This window comes from Paenibacillus sp. FSL W8-0919 (assembly GCF_038003785.1).
GTDB lineage: Bacteria > Bacillota > Bacilli > Paenibacillales > Paenibacillaceae > Paenibacillus_AQ > Paenibacillus_AQ lactis.
In genome coordinates this window covers 5,756,415-5,780,058 of record NZ_JBBOPV010000001.1, presented here as the reverse complement: position 1 = coordinate 5,780,058, position 23,644 = coordinate 5,756,415, and the positions used below count along the sequence as shown (strand labels likewise).

General features: G+C 52.3%; 19 protein-coding genes. 13 read left to right on the top strand and 6 right to left on the bottom strand.

Translation table 11 applies throughout. From position 1 onward, the window contains the following. The first annotated feature begins 168 nt into the window (after positions 1-168). Positions 169-2,052 carry a glucose PTS transporter subunit IIA gene (locus NST44_RS26245; RefSeq protein ID WP_007129613.1) on the top strand — a complete coding sequence of 628 codons (1,884 nt, stop codon included), beginning with the start codon at positions 169-171 and terminating at the stop codon, positions 2,050-2,052. Beyond that, entirely contained in the window at positions 2,049-3,812 is a 1,764-nt protein-coding gene (gene ptsP, locus NST44_RS26240) for a phosphoenolpyruvate--protein phosphotransferase (protein ID WP_340901051.1), read from the top strand. The genes NST44_RS26245 and ptsP overlap by 4 nt, the downstream gene beginning before the upstream one ends. Before the next feature lie 252 nt (positions 3,813-4,064). Here ptsP and NST44_RS26235 read toward each other — a convergent pair whose 3' ends face one another. Next, on the bottom strand, positions 4,065-4,595 hold the full coding sequence (locus NST44_RS26235; RefSeq protein WP_210095533.1) for a type 1 glutamine amidotransferase domain-containing protein: 531 nt from the start codon (positions 4,593-4,595) through the stop codon (positions 4,065-4,067). A gap of 297 nt (positions 4,596-4,892) precedes the next feature. Between NST44_RS26235 and NST44_RS26230 the strand changes: the two genes are divergently transcribed. The 4 genes from NST44_RS26230 to NST44_RS26215 all read left to right on the top strand — a co-directional run bounded on the left by NST44_RS26230 (position 4,893) and on the right by NST44_RS26215 (position 7,703). Beyond that, positions 4,893-5,330 carry a hypothetical protein gene (locus tag NST44_RS26230; RefSeq protein ID WP_232239315.1) on the top strand — a complete coding sequence of 146 codons (438 nt, stop codon included), beginning with the start codon at positions 4,893-4,895 and terminating at the stop codon, positions 5,328-5,330. 292 nt (positions 5,331-5,622) lie between these two features. Continuing rightward, on the top strand, positions 5,623-5,703 hold the full coding sequence (locus NST44_RS26225; protein WP_232239316.1) for a monothiol bacilliredoxin BrxC family protein: 81 nt from the start codon (positions 5,623-5,625) through the stop codon (positions 5,701-5,703). Positions 5,704-5,873: 170 nt separating this feature from the next. Continuing rightward, complete coding sequence (ccpA, locus tag NST44_RS26220) at positions 5,874-6,884, top strand: catabolite control protein A (protein WP_007129617.1); 1,011 nt, start codon at positions 5,874-5,876, stop codon at positions 6,882-6,884. A gap of 117 nt (positions 6,885-7,001) precedes the next feature. Beyond that, complete coding sequence (locus tag NST44_RS26215; RefSeq protein ID WP_213614202.1) at positions 7,002-7,703, top strand: 5'-methylthioadenosine/adenosylhomocysteine nucleosidase; 702 nt, start codon at positions 7,002-7,004, stop codon at positions 7,701-7,703. A gap of 109 nt (positions 7,704-7,812) precedes the next feature. On the opposite strand, the gene NST44_RS26210 is transcribed toward NST44_RS26215, so the two are convergent. After that, positions 7,813-8,445: a GNAT family N-acetyltransferase gene (locus NST44_RS26210; protein ID WP_007129620.1), complete on the bottom strand. Its 633-nt coding sequence runs from the start codon at positions 8,443-8,445 to the stop codon at positions 7,813-7,815. 295 nt (positions 8,446-8,740) lie between these two features. Between NST44_RS26210 and acsA the strand changes: the two genes are divergently transcribed. Further along, entirely contained in the window at positions 8,741-10,465 is a 1,725-nt protein-coding gene (gene acsA / locus NST44_RS26205) for an acetate--CoA ligase (protein WP_028405213.1), read from the top strand. A 348-nt stretch (positions 10,466-10,813) separates the two neighbouring features. Here the strand turns inward: acsA and NST44_RS26200 are convergent, their stop codons facing one another. Beyond that, positions 10,814-13,888, bottom strand: a complete 3,075-nt coding sequence (locus tag NST44_RS26200) for a transglycosylase domain-containing protein (RefSeq protein ID WP_340901048.1) — start codon at positions 13,886-13,888, stop codon at positions 10,814-10,816. A 510-nt stretch (positions 13,889-14,398) separates the two neighbouring features. Continuing rightward, entirely contained in the window at positions 14,399-15,001 is a 603-nt protein-coding gene (gene rpsD, locus NST44_RS26195; protein ID WP_007129623.1) for a 30S ribosomal protein S4, read from the bottom strand. Positions 15,002-15,479: 478 nt separating this feature from the next. Here rpsD and NST44_RS26190 point away from each other — a divergent pair, with 478 nt between their 5' ends. The 5 genes from NST44_RS26190 (at position 15,480) to NST44_RS26170 (ending at position 20,558) form a co-directional block, all read left to right on the top strand. Beyond that, the gene (locus NST44_RS26190; protein ID WP_340901047.1) at positions 15,480-17,459 is read left to right on the top strand and encodes a sensor domain-containing diguanylate cyclase; all 1,980 of its coding nucleotides are present in this window, start codon (positions 15,480-15,482) and stop codon (positions 17,457-17,459) included. 222 nt (positions 17,460-17,681) lie between these two features. Continuing rightward, positions 17,682-18,536, top strand: a complete 855-nt coding sequence (locus tag NST44_RS26185; RefSeq protein ID WP_251536958.1) for a hypothetical protein — start codon at positions 17,682-17,684, stop codon at positions 18,534-18,536. A gap of 127 nt (positions 18,537-18,663) precedes the next feature. Continuing rightward, positions 18,664-19,779 carry an aminopeptidase gene (locus NST44_RS26180; protein ID WP_007129626.1) on the top strand — a complete coding sequence of 372 codons (1,116 nt, stop codon included), beginning with the start codon at positions 18,664-18,666 and terminating at the stop codon, positions 19,777-19,779. 97 nt (positions 19,780-19,876) lie between these two features. Continuing rightward, positions 19,877-20,122: an HPr family phosphocarrier protein gene (locus tag NST44_RS26175; protein WP_007129627.1), complete on the top strand. Its 246-nt coding sequence runs from the start codon at positions 19,877-19,879 to the stop codon at positions 20,120-20,122. A 148-nt stretch (positions 20,123-20,270) separates the two neighbouring features. Continuing rightward, positions 20,271-20,558 (top strand): YlaN family protein, encoded by a 288-nt coding sequence (locus NST44_RS26170; RefSeq protein ID WP_007129628.1) that lies wholly within the window; start codon positions 20,271-20,273, stop codon positions 20,556-20,558. Between the two features lie 135 nt (positions 20,559-20,693). Here NST44_RS26170 and cax read toward each other — a convergent pair whose 3' ends face one another. Beyond that, positions 20,694-21,773 (bottom strand): calcium/proton exchanger, encoded by a 1,080-nt coding sequence (gene cax / locus NST44_RS26165; RefSeq protein ID WP_312889674.1) that lies wholly within the window; start codon positions 21,771-21,773, stop codon positions 20,694-20,696. Positions 21,774-21,960: 187 nt separating this feature from the next. Here cax and NST44_RS26160 point away from each other — a divergent pair, with 187 nt between their 5' ends. After that, positions 21,961-22,347: an Asp23/Gls24 family envelope stress response protein gene (locus NST44_RS26160; RefSeq protein ID WP_007129630.1), complete on the top strand. Its 387-nt coding sequence runs from the start codon at positions 21,961-21,963 to the stop codon at positions 22,345-22,347. Positions 22,348-22,417: 70 nt separating this feature from the next. On the opposite strand, the gene ftsW is transcribed toward NST44_RS26160, so the two are convergent. After that, positions 22,418-23,635, bottom strand: a complete 1,218-nt coding sequence (gene ftsW, locus NST44_RS26155) for a putative lipid II flippase FtsW (protein WP_028405217.1) — start codon at positions 23,633-23,635, stop codon at positions 22,418-22,420. Between the last annotated feature and the right edge of the window lie 9 nt (positions 23,636-23,644).

Sequence of the window (23,644 nt, the reverse complement as noted above, 5' to 3'; positions counted from 1 at the left end):
CAAGTCTTGCGAGAGAGTAACCGGCAGTCAAGGATGCGGCACAATCGCGAATCCTGATTGTTTTTGGTTCGATCAAGCAGGACTTGCTTTTTCGTGTGGGGGTGCGGTTTTCTTTTTGACAAAAAGAGGTGGAACGCTTACCATCAAGGATAGAAAGGAGGGCTCGCCTTGAATTGGTTGGGATCGTTGCAGCAGCTGGGCAGAGCCGTTATGCTCCCTACAATGGCGCTTCCGGCCGCAGCTCTCCTGCTTAGCGTGGGCAGTCTGCCGTGGGCGGCCTGGGGCTTCGGAACTTTGGGCGAGATTGCCCAAGCGGCGGGACACGGCGTGTTTTATTATATGCCGTATTTATTTGCCATCGGGGTTGCCTGGGGGCTCTCGAACCAGGGAGGGCCTGCAGGTCTTGCGGCTCTGGCCGGCATGTTTATATATGATCAGGTGATTTCCCGTCTGGGGGATGGAGGCGTTCAGCCCTCCACCTTGATCGGGATCATTTTTGGTGTGCTATCCGGATATGTCTATAACCGCTTCAAGCATATTAAATTGCCTGAGGCGATCCAATTCTTCGGAGGATCCCGCTTCGTGCTGTTGTTCATGGGGCTGTTCTCCGCCGTGTTCGCATGGTTCATGCTGGGGATGGCTCCGATCGTGCAGCGCGGTCTGGACTCCTTCTACGAGCTGACGGTGCATATGGGCGCTTTCGGTTTGTTCCTGTACGGCATCCTGTACCGGGTGCTTACGGCATTCGGCCTGCACCATTTGCTGAATAATGTATATTGGTTCCAGCTTGGAACGTACGAGACCAGTGACGGCACGATTGTTCAGGGGGATCTGCCGCGGTTCTTCGCCGGCGATCCGACGGCAGGCGATTTCATGGCCGGACTGTTTCCGATCATGATGTTTGCGCTGCCGGCTATCGCATTCGCAATCATCCAGGAGGCGCGCGAGGATTTAAAGCCGAAGGTAAAGAAAACGTTTATGCGTTCGGCCCTCGTCTGTTTTTTGACCGGGGTATCGGAGCAGATCGAGTTCGCGTTTTTATTCGCCTCTCCTTATCTGTATGTGCTGCACGCACTGATGGCGGGCTTCGCCATGGTGCTTACGTACATGTTTGATATCCATCACGGCTTTTCGTATTCGGCAGGCTTCATCGACTATGTGCTCAACTACCACCTGTCACAGAATGCCTGGATGATCATACCGATCGGCATCGTATACGGGCTGGTCTATTATTTTCTGTTCCGCTGGGCGATTCGCACCTTCGAAATTCCGACGCCGGGACGCGAGGAAGGCTCGGCTCTGGAAGGACGGGCCGGAGATATTCCGTATCAGGCGCCGCTCATTCTGGAAGCGCTGGGGGGCAAGGACAATATTGTTCAGGTGCAGTCCTGCATGACCCGGTTAAGATTGACCGTGTATAATGACCGCCAGATCGATTCCGACGCGCTCAAGCTGCTTGGCTCGGCAGGCATTATCAAGCTTGGCGGGGGCAATGTGCAAGTGGTGTTCGGGACCTACTCCGAGCTGATCCGCGAGGAAATTAACAAGCTGATGCAGCAGGATCTGCCGCGGGTGCTGTTCAGCGCTCCGGTACAAGGACGCATGCTGCCGATTGACGAAGTGCCGGACGATATTTTCGCCGCCAAGCTGGTTGGCAACGGGGTGGCATTTATACCCGAGAAGGGGGAGCTCGTCTCTCCGGTATACGGTACGGTAATGCATGTGTATCCGACGATGCATGCCATCGGGATTTCCACCCCGGATGGTCTTGAGGTGTTGATCCATATCGGCATCGATACCTCCCAGCTGAAGGGGCCGTTTACGGCTGTCGTCAGCGAAGGGGATACGGTCGAGCCCGGCCAGCTGCTGGTCAAATTCGACCTGGCGTATCTGAAGGCGCACGCCGCATCGCTGGCTACGCCGATGGTGATCACGAATCCGGATAAGGTCAGATCCTGGAGCTATGCTCCGTTCAAATCGGTCAAGAAAGGACAGTCATCCGTCATGTCCGTCGTATTAAATGAGAGTAACGCTGGGGGTAGAGAAACATGATACAAGGCATTGGCGCAGCAACAGGCGTAGCGATCGGAAAGGCTTTCGTATTGCCGCATTGGGAGCTGGATCTTCCGGATTCCGAATTGGACGCCGTCGATTTGGCCAAAGAGTTCGAGCGTCTATATGAAGGCATACGAACCTCCAAGAACGAAATCGAATACATCAAGAATGAATTCAAAGAAATGGTGGGGCATGAAGAGTCGCAAATTTTTGACGCGCATCTGGCCATCCTGGACGATCCGGTGTTCATGAATGAAATCCAAGGAATCATCGAACGTCAGTACAAGGCGGCCGAAGTGGCGGTTAAAGAGGCGATTGACCATTTTGTCTCCATGTTCGATTTGCTTGACGACGAATACATGAAGGAACGGGCGCTGGATATCAAGGATGTAGGCAACCGGCTGCTGAAGCATCTGCTCGGTGCGCCGGAGGTTAAGCTGCCTTCCGACACGCAGCCTTATATCCTGGTTGCCAAGGAGCTCTCGCCGTCCCAGCTGGTTCATCTCAATCCGTCCCATGTTCTCGGGATTGTCACCTTGAACGGGGGCAAAACCTCCCATTCTGCAATTATGGCCCGTGCCCTCGGCATCCCGATGGTATCCGGCATCGAGAACAAGCTGGAGAAGCCGATCCAGACCGGTGAGCTGCTTATTGTGGATGGGGATGCAGGGCATCTTTACCTTGAACCGGATCAGCTGACTTTGGAGCGTTATGAAGGCATTCGCGACGAGCAGCGGAAGCGTAAAGAGCAGCTCCAGCTGCTGGCCACGGTGGATGCCGTCACCAAAGACGGGACGTTCTTTAACCTGGCTGCCAACATGAGCTCGGTGAAGGAGCTTGATATCGCTCTGCAGAACGGGGCTAAAGGAGTGGGCTTGTTCCGGACGGAATTTCTGTATATGGACCGCCACAGCTTCCCGACGGAGGAGGAGCAGTTCGAGGTCTACCGTCATGTTGTGGAGAAGGCCGGGCAGTCCTCCGTCGTCATTCGCACCTTTGATATCGGCGGTGACAAGCAGCTTGATTATTTCTCGCTGCCGGAGGAGGATAATCCGTTCCTGGGCTACCGCGCCATCCGAATCTGCCTGGATCGCACGGAGCTGTTTCAAACCCAGCTGGCTGCGATTCTTCGGGCCAGCGCCTTCGGCAATGTCAAAATCATGTATCCGATGATTTCGTCGGTTGAAGAGATCCGGCAGGCCAACGGGATTCTCCATCAAGCGATGGCGGATCTTGACCGCCGTGGCATCGCTTATGATCCGAATATCAAAGTAGGCATCATGATCGAAGTGCCGGCAGCGGTGGCCATTGCGGATCTGTTGGCGGAGGAAGCGGACTTCTTCAGCATCGGCACGAATGATTTGGTTCAATATGTGTTGGCCGTGGACCGGATGAACGAGCAGATCGCCCATATGTACCATCCCTTTCATCCGGCTGTCTTGCGCATGCTCCGGACGACGGTTGAAGCGGCGCATCAGGCGGGGATTCCGGTCAGCGTATGCGGGGAGCTTGCCGGAGATGAGCGGGCGATCCCAATCTGGCTTGAGCTGGGCGTTAAAGACCTCAGCATGTCGCCGCAATCGCTGCTGCGCGTGAAGCACCGTATTCTGAATACCAATGCGGCGGAGGCGAAGAAGGAGGCGGCTGCCTGCTTCAAGCTGCGGACCAACACGGCTGTGGAGGAACGGCTGAATGCATTTGCCGAGCGATGCAGCTTTGCAAGCGGAGGCAGCGGCACCGACAGTTCGGCTTCATAGGAGCTTCCCTGCACGTTGTCCGGCTCTATCGTGCGACTCTTTTTTCGAAGGACAAGCTATAACGGACATACGGAAACCTTAGGACATAGGGAGCGTAGTCCGGGATATAGAAGCAAATGGAGTCATTAGAGCATATCCGATCAAAACGAGTATATCGTGGCTATAATAATCAAAAGCCGCCTGTTTCATGCGATTTTCAAGAAGGAATCGCATTCGAAACAGGCGGCTTTAGTGTTTAGAGATGGACGAAGCTTACCCGCGTTCGGCGAGCGCATCGCAAAAGGCCTTGCCGTATGGCGGCAAATCCGGCGGGCGGCGGGCGGATATGATGTGGCCGTCAGTCACGACCGCTTCATCCTTCCAGATCGCGCCGGCGTTCTCCATATCATCCCGGATCCCCGGCGTGGACGTGACGGTGACGCCGTTTAATATTTTGGCAGAAATGAGGACCCAGCCCGCATGGCAGATCTGGCCGATCGGTTTCTTGGCCGCATGCATTTCCTGAACCAGCTGGAGCACTTTTCCATAACGGCGCAGCTTGTCCGGCGCCCATCCGCCCGGTACGAGGATTCCGTCGTAATCGCTGCTGTCCAGCTCATCGAAACCGTATTCGGCTGTGGCAGGCACGCCATATTTGCCGATATACGTTTTTCCTTTTTCGGCACCGGCAAGATGAACTTCGGCCCCTTCCTCACGAACCCGGTATACCGGGTACCATAATTCCAGATCCTCGAATTCTTCATCCACAAGCGCAATGACTTTTTTTCCTGATAGTCTTGTCATCGTTATAAGCTCCTTTCCCGTGTGCACCTCTTGACTTCAGCACAGGCTGCGATCTCTTCATCATTGTAACAAAGATCGGCTGAGGTTTCATGGAAACCGTCACGTCCGCACACCGATTAAGAAATCGGATACATATTTGGTAAATAAAGCATTATCACATTTTTGAAGGAATCTCTGGTATGATAGTCGAATAGAACTAATTTAGGTGACAGATTTGTGACAATAGAGTTTGAAAAAGATTATGTTGTTAGATTTGGGGTGGGCGATTTGTTCAAAACCTGTAACTGCGGACAATCGATGAGGTTGGAACTGCGAAAGCTGATTCATGAAAAAAGGATCCGAATATGCCATGTACCAGTATACTCCTGCCAGGCCTGCAAGAAGTATGAGCTGCTTCCACTGATTAAACCGCATCTGCTTCGATATATTGCATCACTGGGCCATGGCACCGAGAGACTAAGGGTTTCGTTCGCGGACGTTAATGAAGCGGCTTACGTTCTGCGGGAGGTGTTCCGTACATACGTGGATGAATCAACGGTGGATGAAGAGGACCAAGAGCTGCAAGCACGCTGCAGGGAGGCTTTTGACGAAAGGATCAATATGCTGCTGGACCTGTTTTGCTGTGCGCAAGGAATGAAGGATGAGGAGTGGATGAAGCAAATCGAGGGACGTTTGGAGCAACTTAGCGCTTTGAAAACGCTGATTCCTGAAAATTCAGGCTATTTCGCCAGATAATTTTCAGAAAATTTTCGTGGTTGTTGGATTTTTCACGCACTTTTTGTTAGGATAGAGGGTAGGAACTTCAATACAATGATAGGGAATGTATATCCTACGGCGTCGTTGTCGAAAATGACTACTATTAAACAATTACGCGCCGCGCTTGATTCTACGGATAGAAGACCCTTGCTATTGTTCAAGCATAGTACCGGATGCCCAATTGTGTGCGTGAATCTACGGGAAGCGAAGGCAGTCTTGCTTTTGCGTCCCAGCGGGCAGCATGGCTATGATTTGACTTAGGCCACCCGCGATCCGTCCGGTATCGTACCAGGCAGCAGAGGATCTTGGCATCCGACATGAATCGCCTCAAGTTCAAGTTATACTTGTGTAGAAGGAGCGCCAGTCTGGCATACATCCATTCCCATATTACGACTGAAGCGCTGACCACCCGATTGAAACGGCATGAATTGCCGTGTCATTGCATGAAGCAGTAATTTGTCGTATCATAAATTCAATTGGTATTGAACGAATGAAAATCTATTGGCAATGGAGAGAAGGAATTTGACGGTAACCATTTACGATGTTGCGCGCGAAGCAGGCGTTTCCATGGCGACGGTATCCCGGGTTGTTAACAATAACCCGAACGTAAAGCCTCAGACCCGGAAGAAAGTTTACGAAGCGATTGAACGTTTGGGATATCGTCCGAATGCGGTAGCCAGAGGCCTGGCGAGCAAGAAGACGACAACCGTAGGCGTTGTAATCCCTGATATTTCGAACTCGATCTTTGCGGAAATTGCCCGCGGTATCGAGGATATTGCGAATATGTACCACTATAATATCATCTTGTGTAATGCCGATAAGCGGAAGGAGAAGGAGATCCGCGTCATTAACACCTTGCTCGAGAAGCAAGTGGACGGGCTCCTGTTCATGGGCGGAACCGTGACGGACGAGCATATCCAGGCGTTCCAGACCTCCGCTGTTCCGATTGTCCTGTGTGCCACCAGCGATGAGAAGGGCTCCTATCCGTCGGTAGATATCGACCATGAGCAGGCTGCATTTGATGCGGTGAACACCTTGATCCGGCACGGACATCGTGAGATCGCGATGATCAGCGGCACCCTTCAGGATCCAGCGAACGGCTATGCCCGCTTCCAGGGATACAAGAAGGCGCTGGAAGCTGCCGGTATCGAATATCAAGAGGATTTGGTCCGTATCGGCAACTATCGCTATGAATCCGGCGTTGAAGCGATGAAATATTTTCTCGGGCTGAAGAAGAAGCCGACGGCTATTTTTGCGGCTACCGATGAGATGGCGATCGGCGCCATCCACAGCATCCAGGATGAAGGCTACAAGGTTCCGGATGATTTCTCGATCATCAGCGTGGACAATATCCGTATGGCCTCCATGGTTCGTCCTCAGCTGACAACCGTGGCTCAACCGATGTATGATCTTGGTGCGGTGGCGATGCGGCTGCTGACCAAACTGATGAAAAAGGAAAATGTGGAGAATCCACGCGTGATTTTGCCGCACGAGACGATTCTGCGTCTGTCGGTAAGCCATGTAAACGAGTAGGCTTGAAATGGATGCATCGGATCGAGGCATCCATAAATTTGAAAAAAAGCTCCTGAAATCAAGGGGCTTTTTTCTGCTGAAAGCATTTTCGAATATCATTTGCGGAGGGGTACAGGAATGTCAACACAGGTAATCGGTCTGATCGGGGCCATGGACGAAGAAATCGAATTGCTGCTGCAGCAGCTGGAGAATAAGGATACAACGGTGAAAGCAGGCGTTTCCTATGCCGCCGGGACCATTCACGGCAAGCAGGTGGTCGTATGCAAGAGCGGCGTCGGTAAGGTGAACGCTGCGGTTACAACCCAAATCTTAATCGATGCCTTTGGCGTGTCGAAGATTGTGTTTACCGGTGTTGCCGGTGCCCTCCACCCGGAGCTTAACATAGGCGATATCGTCATTTCGTCCTCATGCATGCAGCATGATATGGATGTGACGCCGCTCGGTTTTGCGAAAGGGGTCATCCCTTACCAGGAGGTATCCGATTTCCCGGCGGATCAAGCGCTGATAACGCTTGCCGAGGAAGCGTGCAAGGAGCTGGCGGACGGGCATTATATCGTCGGCAAAGTCCTGTCCGGCGACCAGTTTATCGCAAGCCGGGATACCGTGCAGATGCTGTACAGCGAGCTGAACGGGGCGTGTGCGGAAATGGAGGGCTCTGCCGTAGCTCAAGTATGCCACATGAATGCGGTGCCGTATGTTGTCATTAGATCGATGTCGGACAAAGCGGACGGCTCGGCCCACGTCAATTTCCCCGAGTTTACGGTGAAAGCTTCCAAGCGCTCCCACGAGATTGTAAATCATATGCTGTCGAGGCTTTAAGAGGCCTCAAGAGGCGTCAGATCCCTTAGGCTTAGGCTAGGATGAACGCAGCGGACCTGCCCGCAGAACAATATCCCCGAGGGTAAGCCCCCGGGGATATATTGGTTTCTTAGTACATAAAGCGTTGCCTGAAGCGAATGCGGTCGAACTGCTCCTGCGATGACAGCGGGACTTGCCGGCCGATCCTCACCATAAGACAGTTGGCAGGATGGGAGCATATTTCCGGATCGTCGGTCGCGTACCATTCCATATCCACTACCTTCATCAGCCGTTCCATCATCTTGCGGTAGTCCCATACGTTCAAGCCGCTCCCCTTAAGATCCCAATGCCAGTAATATTCGGTCGTAAATACGATATACCGCTCCATCTGGTCTTCCTCGAATGCGGTTTTGATCATCTGCTGGCCGAGGCCCATCGAGCGATAGTCACTAGCGACTTCGATCGCCCCCAGCTCAATTAAATCTTCCATCTTCCCTTCAGACCACCGTTCTTGCTCATCGGGGTAATGGAAGGTTACATATCCTACAATCCTATCGCGGTCCCGCGTGATAATAATTCTGCCCTCGGGGAGGCCTGCAATTTCCACCAATGCCTCATGCTGCTCCGCAGGACGGCGAAACGCCTTTAGATCAGGGTGCATCGTAAGCTTGGATAACTGCTCGGGAGGTACAGGGCCTTCGATGATCAGGCGGCGGTCTTCAGGAAACAAAACATGAGACTGGTAAAGCTTGCAGTGTTCCATCCGTTACGCTCCTTTCATTTCCATACCCTACTTATAGCAAAAAAATAAAAAAATGAAAAGCAATGACAGGAAAACATAACATATGATATAATCACTTCGACATAAAACCTTCACAATTATAACATTGACAACAGGAGTTGGCTTAACGAATCCCTAGGGTTAATTGCTCGATAATCGGAGGCAACGTGACGACCCGCCGCAAGCGCAATGTGCAACTTCCAATGTTTCATTCAATTCAATTTGAAAGCGCTGTCCACCAGGACGAGACTGATTTGAGAATGAGGAGGATGTTATGATGAATCAGACGCATAGCGAAATTTTACCAAGTGAAGTCTCGCATTCCAATATGAAGAGCTACGAGGAAGCACGTTCCGAGTTTTCATGGGATACGATCGAGAGACATTTTACATGGTACGAGACGGGGAAAGTCAACATGGCTTATGAAGCCATCGACCGTCATGTAGCGGAGGGAAAAGGGGATAAGATCGCGCTTTTGTACAGCGATGCGACAAGAGACGAAGCGATTACCTATTCCGAGATGAAAGAGCAGTCCGACAAATTTGGCAATGTACTTCGTAAGTACGGGATCGGAAAAGGCGACAGAGTCTTTATTTTCATGCCGCGGAGCCCGGAGCTCTACGCGAGTCTGCTGGGAATTCTCAAGGTCGGCGCCGTAGTAGGGCCATTGTTCGAAGCCTTTATGGAGACGGCGGTGAAGGACCGGCTGGAGGACAGCGGTGCCGTAGCCTTGGTCACGACGCCTGCCCTTCTGCCGCGCGTAAAGCGTGACGAGCTGCCTGAGCTGAAGCATATCTTCGTGGTTGGGGATCTGGAGGAAGAGGATCCGCAGCTGATCTCTTATTTCCGGGAGATGGAATCCGCGTCCAGTGAGCTCGAGCTCGAGTGGCTGGAGCGGGAAGACGGATTGATCATGCATTATACTTCGGGCTCGACGGGGAAACCAAAGGGCGTCTATCATGTTCAGAATGCCATGATTCAGCATTATTATACCGGCAAGGTCGTTCTGGATCTGAGAGAAGACGATATATACTGGTGTACGGCTGACCCGGGCTGGGTAACAGGTACCTCGTACGGCATTTTTGCACCGTGGCTGCACGGCGTTACGAATGTGATCCGCGGCGGCCGGTTCAGTCCGCAGGACTGGTACGGCACGCTGGAGAAGAACAAGGTGACGGTGTGGTACAGCGCCCCGACCGCCTTTCGGATGCTCATGGGAGCAGGTTCGGATCTCATCGACCAATTCGACCTGAGCCATCTGCGGCACGTATTGTCCGTAGGAGAGCCGCTGAACCCTGAGGTGGTACGGTGGGGCTATAAAGCTTACAAGCAGCGGATACACGATACATGGTGGATGACCGAGACCGGCGGGCAGCTGATCTGCAACTATCCGAGCATGGCGATCAAGCCGGGATCCATGGGGCGTCCGCTTCCAGGCATTACAGCCGCGATTCTGGATGATCAGGGGAACGAGGTTGCTCCATATACGATGGGCAATCTGGCCATCAAGACGCCTTGGCCGTCCATGATGAGAAAGGTCTGGAACAACCCGGCCAAGTATGAAGAATACTTCCGCATTCCGGGCTGGTATATCTCCGGCGATACGGCGTATATGGACGAAGAAGGCTACTTCTGGTTCCAAGGCCGAATCGATGATGTCATCAATTCTTCCGGCGAGCGCATCGGGCCGTTCGAGGTCGAGAGCAAGCTGGTTGAGCATCCGGCCGTAGCGGAGGCGGGCGTCATCGGGAAGCCGGACGTAACCCGCGGCGAAATCATTAAAGCGTTTATCTCCCTGCGCGAAGGATATACGCCTTCCCAGGAGCTTAAGGATGAAATCTACCGTTTTGTAAAAGAGGGACTGTCCGCTCATGCCGCTCCGCGCGAGATTGAGTTTAAGGATAAGCTGCCGAAGACACGGTCAGGCAAAATTATGCGCCGGGTACTGAAAGCCTGGGAGCTGGATCTGCCGACCGGGGATTTGTCCACCATCGAGGATTAATAACCTAACCTTATGCACAAGCAAGCTGACTTGCCACTGATCCAACAGTGGGGGTCAGCTTTTTTTAATGTGAACACCGTGAATCGGCAAATGGATGCCGAATTATCGCGTCCCGAACGGAGGAACGGGGAGGTGATTGCATGAAAAAAAGGAGGCGCCCCGAGGCAAATGAATTGAAATGTGGTTCGCTGTCTGCTGTAACAACGTCTAGGCTTGTCGTCCAAGCGAGACGCTGAGCATCGTGCAGCAGTCATCAAGACACATTGCACAGCATAAAAAAACCGCTTCTAACGAAAGCGCACCCGGAAGGATGCGGTTCTTTCGAAAGAAGCGGCTTCGTTGATGTCTTTATTCGGTTTTCTCGAAATAGACGGTTGGCGAAGGGGCTGATTCCCCGGCCGAATTCACGGCAGTCACTCGAAACGTACCGCTCATCGGCCCGCCTACGTAATAATAGTCGGTGCTTTTGCTTGTGCCGAGAACTTGATAGTTCCCGTCACTGTTCGGACTGTAGTAAATGTTATAGGCGATGACCTCTTCCTCCGGCGCATTGCCGCTCCATTTGGCCGTGAAGCCATCCGGCGTAGCGGTTATCGTTGGCTGCCCGGGAGCTGCCGGAGGAGCAGTAACGCCTTCGGAGCCCAGGTCATCCTCCGGAACCTCTTCGGTTAGCCCTTCATCCGTGCCGAGGTCTTCTTCCGGATCCGCCTCTTCCGAGGTGGTAAAGCCCGGTGCGCCGGTACCTACGATCGTGCTAGGCTCGGAAGCATTACCGGCCACATCCACCGCCACTACGTAATACGAGGCAAACAGGCCGTCGGATCCCAGGCCGGAGAAGACGTAATTGCCATCGGCCAGAACAACCTGGCCTTGATGGGTGAACGGGCTGCCGTTGACCGATTTATAGAGGCGATAGCCTACGACGTCCGGCGAGCCGCTCGCGCTGAAGCTGATCGATCCGCTGCCGATGTTGTAATGAACGTTTTTCGGCGGCGTAGGCGCCCTGCCGTCATCTTTTCTCGGATCGATCTTGGTCGGCATGCCTTTCTTGGCGTCTTGCGGAAGATAGTATTCCAGCGGTCTGCGTTCTCCCTTCATGACCTTCAGCGCATTCTCGAGCTCTTGGATCAGCTCATCGATCGGCTTCTCCCGTTTAACGACGATCTGCTCTTTGAGCATATCGAGCGGAGTTGCTTCCTGCGGAATGTAATTCACGCCGCGATAGGTAATGTATTTAGCCTTGGCAATGCCATCGTCCGGCTCGGTCGGTACATATTTGGCGTTGAAAATATCCGTAACGAATCGGTCGGTTAGCGCCGTAGGCACTTTCCCGCTGTACGCGGATACGGTCTTGGAGATGATACCCTCCGGCTTCTCAAAGCTCTTCGTCGGGAACAGCTCAGGCTTAACGTCGGTGACCTCATTCATAATTTTCGCCCAGATGCTCTGGGCATGCTTCCGCTGATCTCCGACGAGCACATGCTTTTGCTCCTTGTAGCCGACCCAGACGCCCAGCGTGATGTCAGGCGAATAGCCCATGAACCAGACATCACCGTAGTTCTGCGTAGAGCCGGTTTTGCCGACAATCGGAATTTCATTGAATTTCTTATACGTATCCCGGACCTTGCTTCCGGTACCGTTCGTAATGACGGTACGCATCATGTCGGTCATGAGATAGGCTGTTTGCTCGGAGAACACTTGCTCCGGCTTCACTTCGTGCTTGTAGACGATATTCCCTTTGGAATCGACGATCTTCTCGATCATAAAAGCATCGTTGAATCTTCCTTTATTGCCGATGGAGCTGTATGCATTCGTCAGCTCTTCGACGGTTACGCCCCGACTAAGGCCGCCCAGTACGCCCGTCGCTGCGGAGTAATCCTTCTCCTCCAGCGTGGTGATGCCGAGCTTTTTGGAGAATGCCCAGGCATTGTCGATACCGACGGTGTTGTTGAACAGTTTCAACGCGACCGTGTTGGTGGAATCGTTCAGCGCTTGCCGGGCCGTCATCAGGCCTCTGTAGCCGGTGTATGCGTTCTTCGGTATATGATACACTTTCGAGTAATCTTTCAAAATGATGGGTGAGTCATCCACAACGCTGGCCGGCTGAATCGCTCCGGATTCAAGCGCCGGCAAATAAGCGGCGATCGGCTTCATGGCCGAGCCCGGCTGTCGTTTCATCTGGGTGGCGTGGTTCATCTGCTCGATGTTGAAATCACGCCCTTCGATCATGCCGAGGATGGCTCCGGTTTTGTTGTCGATCATCATCGCGCCCGTTTGCTCCACGCCCTTCTCGCTGTCCGGGAAGAAGTTGCTGTCATCTTCCGCAATGGCGCGCATCGTGCGGTATACCGTGCGGTCAATCGTTGTATATACTCGATACCCGCCGGTCAGCAAATCCGGTGTTTCCTCATCTTTTTTCTCTTTGCGGTCATTGGCAGAACCCTCGAGTTCCAGCTGTGCCAAAATATCGGATGCCTGGCGTTCCACTTCCATCATGAGATACGGATAAGTCACATAAGCCTTCTGCGTCCGCGGTGCCAGCGCTCCCTTAATATCGAAGTCCAGCGCTTCGCGATATTCCGCCTGCGTAATTTTGCCTTCCTTGAGCATGCTGTCCAGCACCCGATGCTGGCGATCTATCGCCCGTTTGAAGGCCTTTTCATCAAATTCGCCCTTCCCGTTAAAGGCAGAGTAGGAGGATGGAAGCTGCGGCAGGCCGGCAAGATAAGCAGCCTGGGCGATATTCAGGTCCTCCAGCTTGTTGATGTTGAATATCCCTTTAGCGGCAGCTTTGATACCGAACACCTGGTAACCGCTTGAACCGTTGCCGTAAGGCACCTTGTTCAAATAGGCGGTCAAAATCTGATCCTTGCTTAGAAACCGCTCCATACGCATCGCCAGCAGCATTTCCTTCACCTTCCGGTTATCCGTGCGGTCACGGCTGAGGAAGGTCAGTCTTGCAAGCTGTTGGGTCAGCGTGCTTCCCCCGGTCTGGACCGGCTCGTTCAGCAAACGTTCTTTAACTGCGCGCGCAGTGCCTTTTATGTCAACACCCTTATGTGTATAAAAACGGTTGTCTTCTATGGATATGACGGCATCTTTAACGATTTGGGGAATTTCTTCAAATTCGACAGGTCGTCTGTCTTCTTCCGTCCTGAGCTGCCCGATCGGCGAGCCGTCACGGAAGTAGGCAAACCCGGTAATGGCATTATCGTTCATCGTCTTCTCGATGAGTGCCCGCGACCTTACAGGCTCATCCTTAACGATCGAGGTGACATAGCCCGCAACGGCTCCTCCGGCGAACAACACACCTGTCAGGCCTATAATAAAAAGCCATCCGATGACAGATCCGAAAACCCGCAGAAAGGAACGTTTTCGCGGTTTTTTCTGTTTTCCGGAACCCTGTTTTTTCTCCTCAACCATGAATGATACTCCTCCTTTTTAACGCACCTATTATAGCATAAATCGAAGGGTTTGAATCATTTGTCCTTTATAGAATGTCCTTTTTTAAAGAAGAATGATTTATTTTGGAATGCTTAAATGCTGGATGCATTTATTACCACACCAAGGAGGCTTCAAGGAGGCGCTGCTAGCGGCCGATCGCGGAGCAAACAGACGGGGAAAACGGTTAACGCGAGCAGTCGACTCAGGCCGCATGAACCGCCAATCGACAGCTCCTGGCTCAAAATACGGACGGAGAGGGGCGGGGAACAAGCATGGACGCGAAACAAGTGGATTGGAAACAAGCATGAATTGGAATCAAGGATGGATTCGAAACCAGCAGGGACGGGGAGGGCAGGGGAAGGCTCGAGAGGATCGTGGGTGGCGGCAGCTTCGACGCTGCATATTGAGGTAATGAATGGGAAAGCCGGCAACAAAAAAAGAAACCTGAAGGCCGCTATGGCTTTCAGGTTTCTTGGGCTCCGCAGAATCTTAGCGGTTGTAGAATTCGACGATTTGCTTCTCGTCGATATCTTGGGAAAGCTCGGAACGCTCTGGAAGACGGATATATTTCCCTTCCAATGCAGTTTCGTCGAACTCAAGGTAAGCAGGCAAATGTACGCGGTTAGCCAGTGCTTCTTTAACGGAAGTAAGGTTGCGGCTTCTTTCACGAAGACCGATTACATCGCCAATGCTTACGGAGTAAGAGGCGATATCAACTTTCTTGCCGTTTACAGTTACATGACCGTGAGCAACGAGCTGACGGGCACCTGCACGGGAATTGCTGAAGCCAAGACGATACACGAGGTTGTCCAAACGGCTTTCAAGCAGGAACATGAAGTTCTCACCCGCGATCCCTTTCATGCTGGTTGCTTTATCGAACAGGGTGCGGAATTGCTTCTCGCCCAAGCCGTACATGTGGCGCAGCTTTTGCTTTTCTTGAAGCTGCATGCCGTAGTTGCTGACTTTTCTCCGTTGGTTAGGACCATGTTGTCCAGGAGGGAAAGGGCGTTTTGCTAATTCTTTACCTGTACCGCTCAGGGAGATTCCCAGACGGCGGCTCAATTTAAATTTAGGACCGGTGTAACGTGCCATTGTTATATAGACTCCTTTTTTAAATAAATTTCATTAGGGCTCTATTTGCGCCGTATTTGTTTGCTCTAACCAGTTAAGCCCGGAAGATCTGCCAGGAAAGTTCAGCCGCTGTCCCGACAGTAACAAATAACGTGAGGGTGACACAACGTTTCCGCCCAAATTCATCGAATGCATTGCATTCTTACTCAACAATAAATATTATATGAAGTAATGACTTAAAGTCAAGCTTAACCTATCGAAAAGGTTGAAAGGAGTTTGTCTAATTTTGTCGATAGGACCATGGACCTAAAAATATTGCGATGAATGCAGAAAAGTTAATGCAAAAATGGGTAGAAAAGAGTAATATAAGATTGGATTATGTAGTCGTTTATATCTAGATGTCTTTCAGCAAGAATGGAATCCTTACATATATTAAATACAATTTATGGACGCCAATGTCTTAGACAGGCCTTTATAATGGTACAAAGGAGCGCCCAATATGTCAGAGGAACAACCGAAAGTGTACGAAAGACCGCCCGGTTATGCGGACATGTTCAATGATGCCGGGCGTAACGCTGGAAGCAAGTCCGGTCTGTCCCTTCAGGGATTGGATATAACCGCTTATGATTATCCCTATCTTCAAACGCTAATCGAAAAGAGCTATTCGGAGTGGCAGAAGGAGAACGCAGGTGCAGAAGCATTAAAGAAGTTCAGGTGGGCCGTTCTGTCTCATCAAGGGGCATGGCTGTCAGGGGATTCTGAGCTAAGGGAATATTTTGCTGCCGGGGAAGACGGAGCCGTGCACCGGTCATTGAGCGACAAGATGCCCGCATCCGGAATGAATCCCGGCCTGTACGAAGGCAGTGTCGTATGCTCGGTGCCGCTGTTTACACGAAGCGAGGGCGACTTGTTCGCTGTGATGGTCAGCGTGTCGCCCGGCTCTGCGGGGGAAGAGCTGGCGCTGATGGTGACGGAGTCCCAGGCGCTTCTGTTTCGGACATGCTTCTACCGGAAATTCGAATCCATGTTTGTTAATGATCTTGTGCGGGTTCATGACCATGCCAAGCTTGAAGCTTACCGTCGTTCGGTGCTGTTTCAGTACGTGAAGCGCATGCATGTCCAGATCGATGTTCACAGCGTGTTAAGCGAGGCGATCGAAAGCGTGCTTGCGTTGTATCCGGAAGCGAAAGTGGAGCTGTTCATGTCCCAGGACCATGAGAGCAGCCATCCGCTCGTACGCCCCCTGCTTCTTCAGCATTGGCAGGAGGATGTATATGTCCGGACCTTTATGGAGGGCACCCTAACGATCCGCGAGCATCCCGAGCCGCAGAATACCGTCGAGATCGGAATACCGATGGGCGGCAAGCAGGGGGGTTACGGGGTTCTGCATATCGAGGTGGACAAGCCGATGCTGCCGGATATGGACCTTGAGCTGCTGGGGATGATGGCCGACGCTGCGGGGACCGCGTTTGAGAATGCTAAGCTGTATGAGCAGTCCAACCTGATGATCCATGAGCTGCGGATGATCAACGAGCTGACGCAGAGGCTGAACAAAAGCCTGCATTTGGCGGAGATATTCCAGTTCGCGAACCATGAGCTGCTTAAGATCCTCGAGGCGGACTATTGCTGCATTCTAATATACAATGCGGAGCTCGGCGGCCTTGAAGTGGTGTCCTGCAATGCGGAATGGCTGGCGAAGGAAGTCTTTGAGAAGGATTATGGCCTCGGCGGCCTCGTATATCATTCGAAGGAGCCGCTGATTCTATCGGATTACAATGAAGAGCGGCCGGCCGAATCGAAGCTGATGGAGACCACGAACTCGAGCTCGATGATTGCGACGCCGCTAACGGTGAACGGCGAGGTTCGGGGCGTCGTGCTGCTGACCCATGCCAAACGGCATTATTTTTCCTATGACAGCTACCGCCTGCTTCAGGCGCTGACCAGCCACATCGGCCTGGCGATCGGGAATGCCTTCCTGCACGCCGAGGTCCGCAGAATGGCGAACCGGGACATGCTGACCGAGCTGTATGCAAGGCATTATCTCGACGAAGTGATCTATGAATGCCAGAACCGTGATTTTTGCGGAGCCCTCATCGTTATTGATATCGACCAGTTCAAACAGGTGAATGATACATTCGGCCACCAGCGGGGCGACAAAATATTGAAGCAGGTCAGCAACATCGTCAAGAGCACGATCCGTCACAGCGACATTCCGGCCCGTTGGGGCGGAGAGGAGCTGGCGGTATATCTGCCCGGCATCGAAATTCAACAAGCCGTGCAGGTGGCGGAGCGGATACGCACCAGGGTTGCCGAGGAAACGGATCCGAGAGTGACGGTATCCTGCGGAATTTCGGAATGGAACTGGACGAACAACAAGATCAGCGTGGAATCATTGTTTTATAGAGCGGATATGGCTTTGTATGAAGCCAAGAAGAACGGCAGGAATCGCATTGTTGTCGAGAAAGCCGAAACGGTATGAACGAGGCTGTCCCGTAAGAGGGGATAGCCTCGTTTTATTATCCTCCTGACATTCAGGAAGTTCAGGCCCAGACCAACGTTTCCCGAAAGCTATAACAACCCGGCCGCTAATGGGTATACCGGTCTGTTAATAAGATGCAAGGCTGCGCTTTTGATTCACGGCTGCATAATGTCGTGCCCTGCAAGATAGCCTAAGAGCATGACAAATGAAAGGCTGATGATCATGTGGAAAAAACTGCGGGTCGTGCGGGGCATGCTCTGTACCGCCCTGTTGCTGTTAAGCCTGCCTGCCTGCGCATGGCAGGATAGTCTAAGTCCGGAGGATTCTTTCAAACGGGCATTGGCTGGGTTATCCGGGGTTGATAATTTCGCTTTTAAAGGGGAGGCTGCGATCCGGACGGAGGAGAGCGGCTTGTTCCAGCAGACACTTGCTTTCGAAGGCAAGCTGCAGAACCATACGAATTTAACGTTGTCCTCGAGAACATCGGGGCGTACGATACAGGATAAGACTTCGAAAGGGAGTCTACAGCAGGCGACAGGCGATTCGGTTTATTCGACGGATGGAATGACCGTCTCACTGAAGCGCAAGGAGGGCAAATGGAATGCGCTTACCTCCGGGCAGGCGGAGGAGTTGTGGATGACCCGGCTCAATCCGCTGGAGCAGCTTGAATATATTGGAGAATCGGATAAGAAAATATCCGCGGAGCTGGGCGCGGCCAGGGGGACGAAGGTGCTCCGGATTGAGCTGTCGCCGGAGGCCGCGGCCAATATGACGAAGCGATCGCTTCAAGGACAGATGAAACTGCTTCTCGAGCGAATGCAGCGGAAGGGTGACCCGCTGTACAGTGAGGACCCCAAAGTCCGGGCCCGGCTGAAAGCCGTATGGGAGCGGGACCATGAGGAATTGACGCGAATGCTTGATCAAGCGGAGGCTGCCTCTATCTGTCATCTGACGATCGATAAGCGGTCACAGCTGCCGATCCGCATGACGATGGAGAGGTCGGTGTCCTATGTGGACCGGTCCGGCAAGGCGAGAACCGAGGCGCTCTTATCCGACGTTACATTTATTGGCTATTGATAAGCGGGGAGAGCAGCAATTCTGCATCCTTTAGCTGACGGAGGGCGGCAGTGCGTGCTACAATGAGGTATAAATTTACCGCTGTTCAATTTTTGGCAGCGGTCTCAACATAAGGAGGACTAGACATATGCGTGACCCCAGAATTCAGAAGCTGGCTCATAATCTCGTGACCTACTCGGTCGACATGCAGCCGGGTGAAAATGTGCTGATCGAAATGATCGGCTCGGAACGGGATTTGCTGAATGCAATCATCGAAGAAGTATCCAAGCATGGTGGACGTCCGTTCGTGCAATTGACCGACCGTACCGTTCAGCGCGCCATGCTGAAACATGCAAGCAAGGAGCAGCTTGAGCTGTGGGCGGAGTTCGATGTCGCCCGTATGAAGAAGATGGACTGCTACATCGGGATTCGGGCAGGCGAGAACGTGAACGATTTGGCCGATGTGCCTGAAGAGAATATGAAGCTCTATAACGCACTATATTCACATCCGGTACATAGCGAAGAGCGCGTCAAGCACACGAAGTGGGTGGTGCTCCGATATCCGAACGCCAGCATGGCGCAGCTAGCCAACACCAGCACCGAGGCGTTTGAGGACTTCTATTTCGACGTCTGCAACCTGGATTATTCCAAAATGGACCGCGCCCAGGACCCGCTTGCAGAGCTGATGAGAAAGACCGATAAGGTCCGCATCGTTGGTCCGGGCACGGATCTTACCTTCTCCATCAAAAATATCGGTGCCGAAAAGTGCTCCGGCCAGAAGAACATTCCGGACGGAGAAGTATATACCGCGCCCGTACGGGATTCGGTAAACGGGACGATCGCATACAATACTCCGACGTTGTATAACGGCGTCACCTTTGAAAACATCAAATTCCGTTTCGAAAACGGTAAAATCGTAGAGGCGACGGGCAGCGACACGAAGCGCCTGAACGAGATTCTGGATTCGGATGAAGGGGCGAGATACATCGGAGAATTCGCCATCGGCTTCAATCCGTATATTTTAACGCCGATGAAGGATATTCTGTTCGACGAGAAAATCGCCGGCAGCCTGCATTTTACGCCGGGGCAGGCATATGATGTAACAGACAACGGCAACCGTTCCTCCATTCACTGGGACCTTGTGCTGATTCAGCGTCCGGAGTACGGCGGCGGTGAAATCTATTTCGACGATCGGCTGATCCGCAAAGACGGATTGTTCGTCATTCCGGAGCTGGAGGCGCTAAATCCGGAAAATCTTAAATAGATTGGAAAATAGGTTGCATAAGAAAACGGATTCAATGTATCATGAAGGTGCAATGTGAGATATTTTTTCAGATCCTAAAAGTTACGGAGGGATTCGTATGTCCAATAACAACACAGCGATCGTAGAAATTTCGCAAACGGCCAGTAAGTTCTCGTCCTCCATCGTCTTGCAGGCGGAGAACAAGTACATCGATGTGAAGAGTATTTTGGGCCTGTTCACCACGCTGGTGAGCAACCAAAGCTACGAGCTGCATGTACACGGACCTGATGCTGACGAAGCTAAACAAGCAATGATCGACGTATTTAACAAGCATGGCTTGAATGTCTCCGTCGTGGCTGAATAACAGCCGAAGAACACCCTTCCACCGAATGGAAGGGTGTTTTTTCGTTAGCAGGGGGTCTATTTTTTTCAGGTCCTTGTATTGCTCCGCGATTTCGACTAATATTAAAGATAGTAACTGTGCTGTGATTTTGGACATAGGGGGGAAGATCATGACTTCATCTGATCTACAGGAACAGCTGAATCTTAAAGCGATCAGTCTTCTACATGAAGATGCAGATAAAATCCTAAAGCTTATTGAAGTACAGATGGAGAATCTGGCGACCCGTTATTGCCCTCTCTATGAGGAAGTGCTGGATACCCAAATGTACGGTTTTTCGAAAGAGGTCGATTTTGCGGTACGGGCCGGACTTCTTCCGGAAAGTACAGGGAAGCAGCTGATCAGCAAGCTCGAACGCAATCTGGCGCTCCTGTACGAAGCCATGAATCAATCCGAATAGCCTGTACTTGTACAGGCGCATACATAGAAGAGGCTGTCCGAATGGTCTATTGACCCGGACAGCCTCTTGGTATGTTATGGGACGTTAGTTAACGGCGGAGAATCCTGCGGCCAATCAAATGACGCGTCCCAAAGGCTATACTAGGAAGAAGGACACGCCAAGGATGATATAGACAGCTAATAGCAGCAAGCCCTCGTACCAGTTGGAGGCGCCGTCCTGGGTGATGGATCTGGCTATGAATACGGCAACGCCGATGGCCACAAGCTCGAGCGTCGTGAATACGAGATCCATGGTGTCGCCCATAAAGAAGCTGACGAACACAAGGACAGGGGCGACAAACAGGGCGATTTGCAGGCTGCTGCCGACCGCAATTTCCACGGCGGCGCTGATCTTGTTCTTCAGTGCCAGCATGATCGCTGCGCTGTGCTCAGCCGCGTTACCGATGATGGCTACCAGAAATGCACCGATAAACAGCTCGCTGAGACCGTATTCGTGGCTGATCGGCTCCAGCACGCCGACAAGCCATTCACTGACGAAGGCGACCATAACCGTTGCAATGATGAGATACAGAACGGAGCGTCCTTTCGACCAGGTCGGTTCTTGTTCATGTGCAAGCGCATCCTGATCGCTCTTATCTTCGCTGACATCCGCCAAGTACTCCTTATGCGTGATCATGGAGAAGCCGAGCCATGCTATGTAGGAGACGATCAGAATTCCTGCGACGATCAGGCTGAGCAGCTTCGTTTCGTCTTCCGTAATCGAATGGGTATTCAAGAAGACAGCGGGAACGAATAGTGCGATGATGGCCAGCGTCATAAGGGAGCCGTTCAGCCCTGCCAGCGTCATGTTGAATTTCTGGATTTTAAACTTGAGCCCTCCCGCAAACAGGCTCAGACCGAGTACAAGCAGCAAATTGCCGATGATCGAGCCGGTGATGCTCGCCTTAACCATGTCGTACAGGCCTTCACGAATCAGCAAGATCGCGATGATCAGCTCGGCGGCATTGCCGAAGGTGGCGTTCAGGAAGCCGCCAAGGCGCTGGCCGGCATAATGGGCGACGCTTTCGGTCGCTTTGCCCAGAAAGCCGGCGACAAAGATGACCGAAATGGAAGAAAGGATGAACTGGAGGGTAAAATTCCACCCTGCATAATGACCGATTGCGCTGAGCAGAAAGGTCACGATGAGAAGCGCCGGGCTCAACCATTTTTTCATAATGTACACCTGCCTTTTGTATTGTCATTCGAAGAAGCGATCGTACGAGCCGAAACGACGATTCTCGGGGTTCTTTTTACAATATACCCATTTTGTTTGAAAAATTATCCGGTGTTTGTGATGCGGGCATTTGCTTTTTGGGCCTGTTAGGATTTACAATAACGGATAATGAGGTGAAGGAGGATTTGGCATGACGGAACAACTTCAACTGGATAACGGTTTAATTCGGATATCGGATGATGTCGTATCGAAAATTGCCGGACTGGCAGCCTTGGAGACACCAGGAATTGCAGCGATGTCCGGCGGATTGTCGGAGGGCTGGGCCAAGCGGCTTAGCGGTAAAAATGTGCAGAAGGGTGTTACGGTAGAGGTAGGGCAGCTCGAGGCCGCAATCGATTTGCGCATCATTGTGCTCTATGAGACGCCTATACATGAAGTGTGCCGCATGCTTCAGCAGAATGTCCGCGAAGCGGTCGAGAGCATGACCGGCCTTCGTGTCGTTGAGGTCAACGTCAAGGTCGAAGGCGTGGCGTTCAAGGATGACGAAATCGACGATCTTCCGCAGCGCGCGAAATAAGTCGATACGCTTGGGAGGGGAAGCGGCTCTCCCTGCAGCAATGAACACAATGGATTGTACATAAAAAAGACTACCGGGCTGTCCGGTAGTCTTTTTTAATGACGGATTTGACCTGTTCCTGCTTCGCCGGCCGGTTGCTGTCCCTTGAGATGCTGAGGACAATCCCCATGCTGAGCATCATGACGAGCAGGGATGAGCCGCCGTAGCTGATAAACGGAAGGGTCACGCCGGTAATCGGAATCGTGTTGGTCACGCCGCCGATATTGATAAAGGCCTGAATGGCGATGAGGCCCATGATGCCCACGCCCGTCAGCGTCCCGAAAGGATCGGAGCATCGGAGCGAGACGATAATGCCTCGGATAATGAAATACAAGTAGAACAGTAAAAATAATGCCGTGCCGATAAAGCCGAATTCCTCGCCGATGACGGAGAAAATAAAGTCGTTGTAGGGGTTCGGCAAGTAATGCAGCTTCTGCACGCTCTCGCCGAAACCTGCTCCGGTGACACCGCCTTGGCCGATGGCAATCAGGGATTGAACCAGGTTGTAGCCCGTACTCGATTCATCCTTGAAGGGATCCAGAAACGCCTCGATCCGTCCGACCTTATAGTTCTTGGAGGCTTGCTCGGGAGTATCGTCCGAGTTAAAGAGCGAGCCGACGCCGAGCGTAAGCACCAAACCGAGCGCGACGAGCGAAATACAGCCGAGAATATGCTTGAGGTTGGCACCGCCCGCATAGATGAGCAGCCCGCAGGTCGCGACCAGAATGAAGCAGGAGCCGAGATCCGGCTGCAGCATGATGAGTCCTGCGACGATGCCCACGATGATCAGGACGGGGAAGAATCCGCCCTTCCATTGACGGATGCGTTCCCCTTTCTTCGTGATCAAGGCGGACAGATACACGATCGTAGCGATCTTGGCAAGCTCGGTAGGCTGAATGCCCAGGGATCCGAGCTGGAACCAGCTGACGGCGCCGTTGGTCGTCTTACCGAGCATTACGACCAAGATAAGCAGGATCAGTGTTAGAAAAAATACAGGAAGAAACAGCTTCTTGTATTTCTTGTAGTTGATGTTCATTGCCACGAACATGACAAAGGTACCCAGAACGGCAAAGGCGGCCTGACGCTTCGTGAAGTAAAGCGGATCGTTGTTGAATTTCTCATTGAAGACGGTCAAGCTGGAGCTGGAACTGAACACCATAATCAGTCCGAATCCCACCAGCAGCAAGGTCATGATGAGCAGCTGGAAATCAGGAGTGCCTCTCTTCGGCTGAGGTTTGGTCGTATTCATGGCGTAACC

Bases quoted from the DNA above. Each gene is read 5' to 3' on its own strand.
- ptsP (WP_340901051.1), top strand. From the start codon at position 2,049: ATGATACAAGGCATTGGCGCAGCAACAGGCGTAGCGATCGGAAAGGCT.
- NST44_RS26235 (WP_210095533.1), bottom strand. From the start codon at position 4,595: ATGACAAGACTATCAGGAAAAAAAGTCATTGCGCTTGTGGATGAAGAA.
- NST44_RS26230 (WP_232239315.1), top strand. From the start codon at position 4,893: ATGAGGTTGGAACTGCGAAAGCTGATTCATGAAAAAAGGATCCGAATA.
- NST44_RS26215 (WP_213614202.1), top strand. From the start codon at position 7,002: ATGTCAACACAGGTAATCGGTCTGATCGGGGCCATGGACGAAGAAATC.
- NST44_RS26210 (WP_007129620.1), bottom strand. From the start codon at position 8,445: ATGGAACACTGCAAGCTTTACCAGTCTCATGTTTTGTTTCCTGAAGAC.
- acsA (WP_028405213.1), top strand. From the start codon at position 8,741: ATGAATCAGACGCATAGCGAAATTTTACCAAGTGAAGTCTCGCATTCC.
- NST44_RS26200 (WP_340901048.1), bottom strand. From the start codon at position 13,888: ATGGTTGAGGAGAAAAAACAGGGTTCCGGAAAACAGAAAAAACCGCGA.
- rpsD (WP_007129623.1), bottom strand. From the start codon at position 15,001: ATGGCACGTTACACCGGTCCTAAATTTAAATTGAGCCGCCGTCTGGGA.
- NST44_RS26190 (WP_340901047.1), top strand. From the start codon at position 15,480: ATGTCAGAGGAACAACCGAAAGTGTACGAAAGACCGCCCGGTTATGCG.
- NST44_RS26185 (WP_251536958.1), top strand. From the start codon at position 17,682: ATGTGGAAAAAACTGCGGGTCGTGCGGGGCATGCTCTGTACCGCCCTG.
- NST44_RS26180 (WP_007129626.1), top strand. From the start codon at position 18,664: ATGCGTGACCCCAGAATTCAGAAGCTGGCTCATAATCTCGTGACCTAC.
- NST44_RS26175 (WP_007129627.1), top strand. From the start codon at position 19,877: ATGTCCAATAACAACACAGCGATCGTAGAAATTTCGCAAACGGCCAGT.
- NST44_RS26170 (WP_007129628.1), top strand. From the start codon at position 20,271: ATGACTTCATCTGATCTACAGGAACAGCTGAATCTTAAAGCGATCAGT.
- NST44_RS26160 (WP_007129630.1), top strand. From the start codon at position 21,961: ATGACGGAACAACTTCAACTGGATAACGGTTTAATTCGGATATCGGAT.
- ftsW (WP_028405217.1), bottom strand. From the start codon at position 23,635: ATGAATACGACCAAACCTCAGCCGAAGAGAGGCACTCCTGATTTCCAG.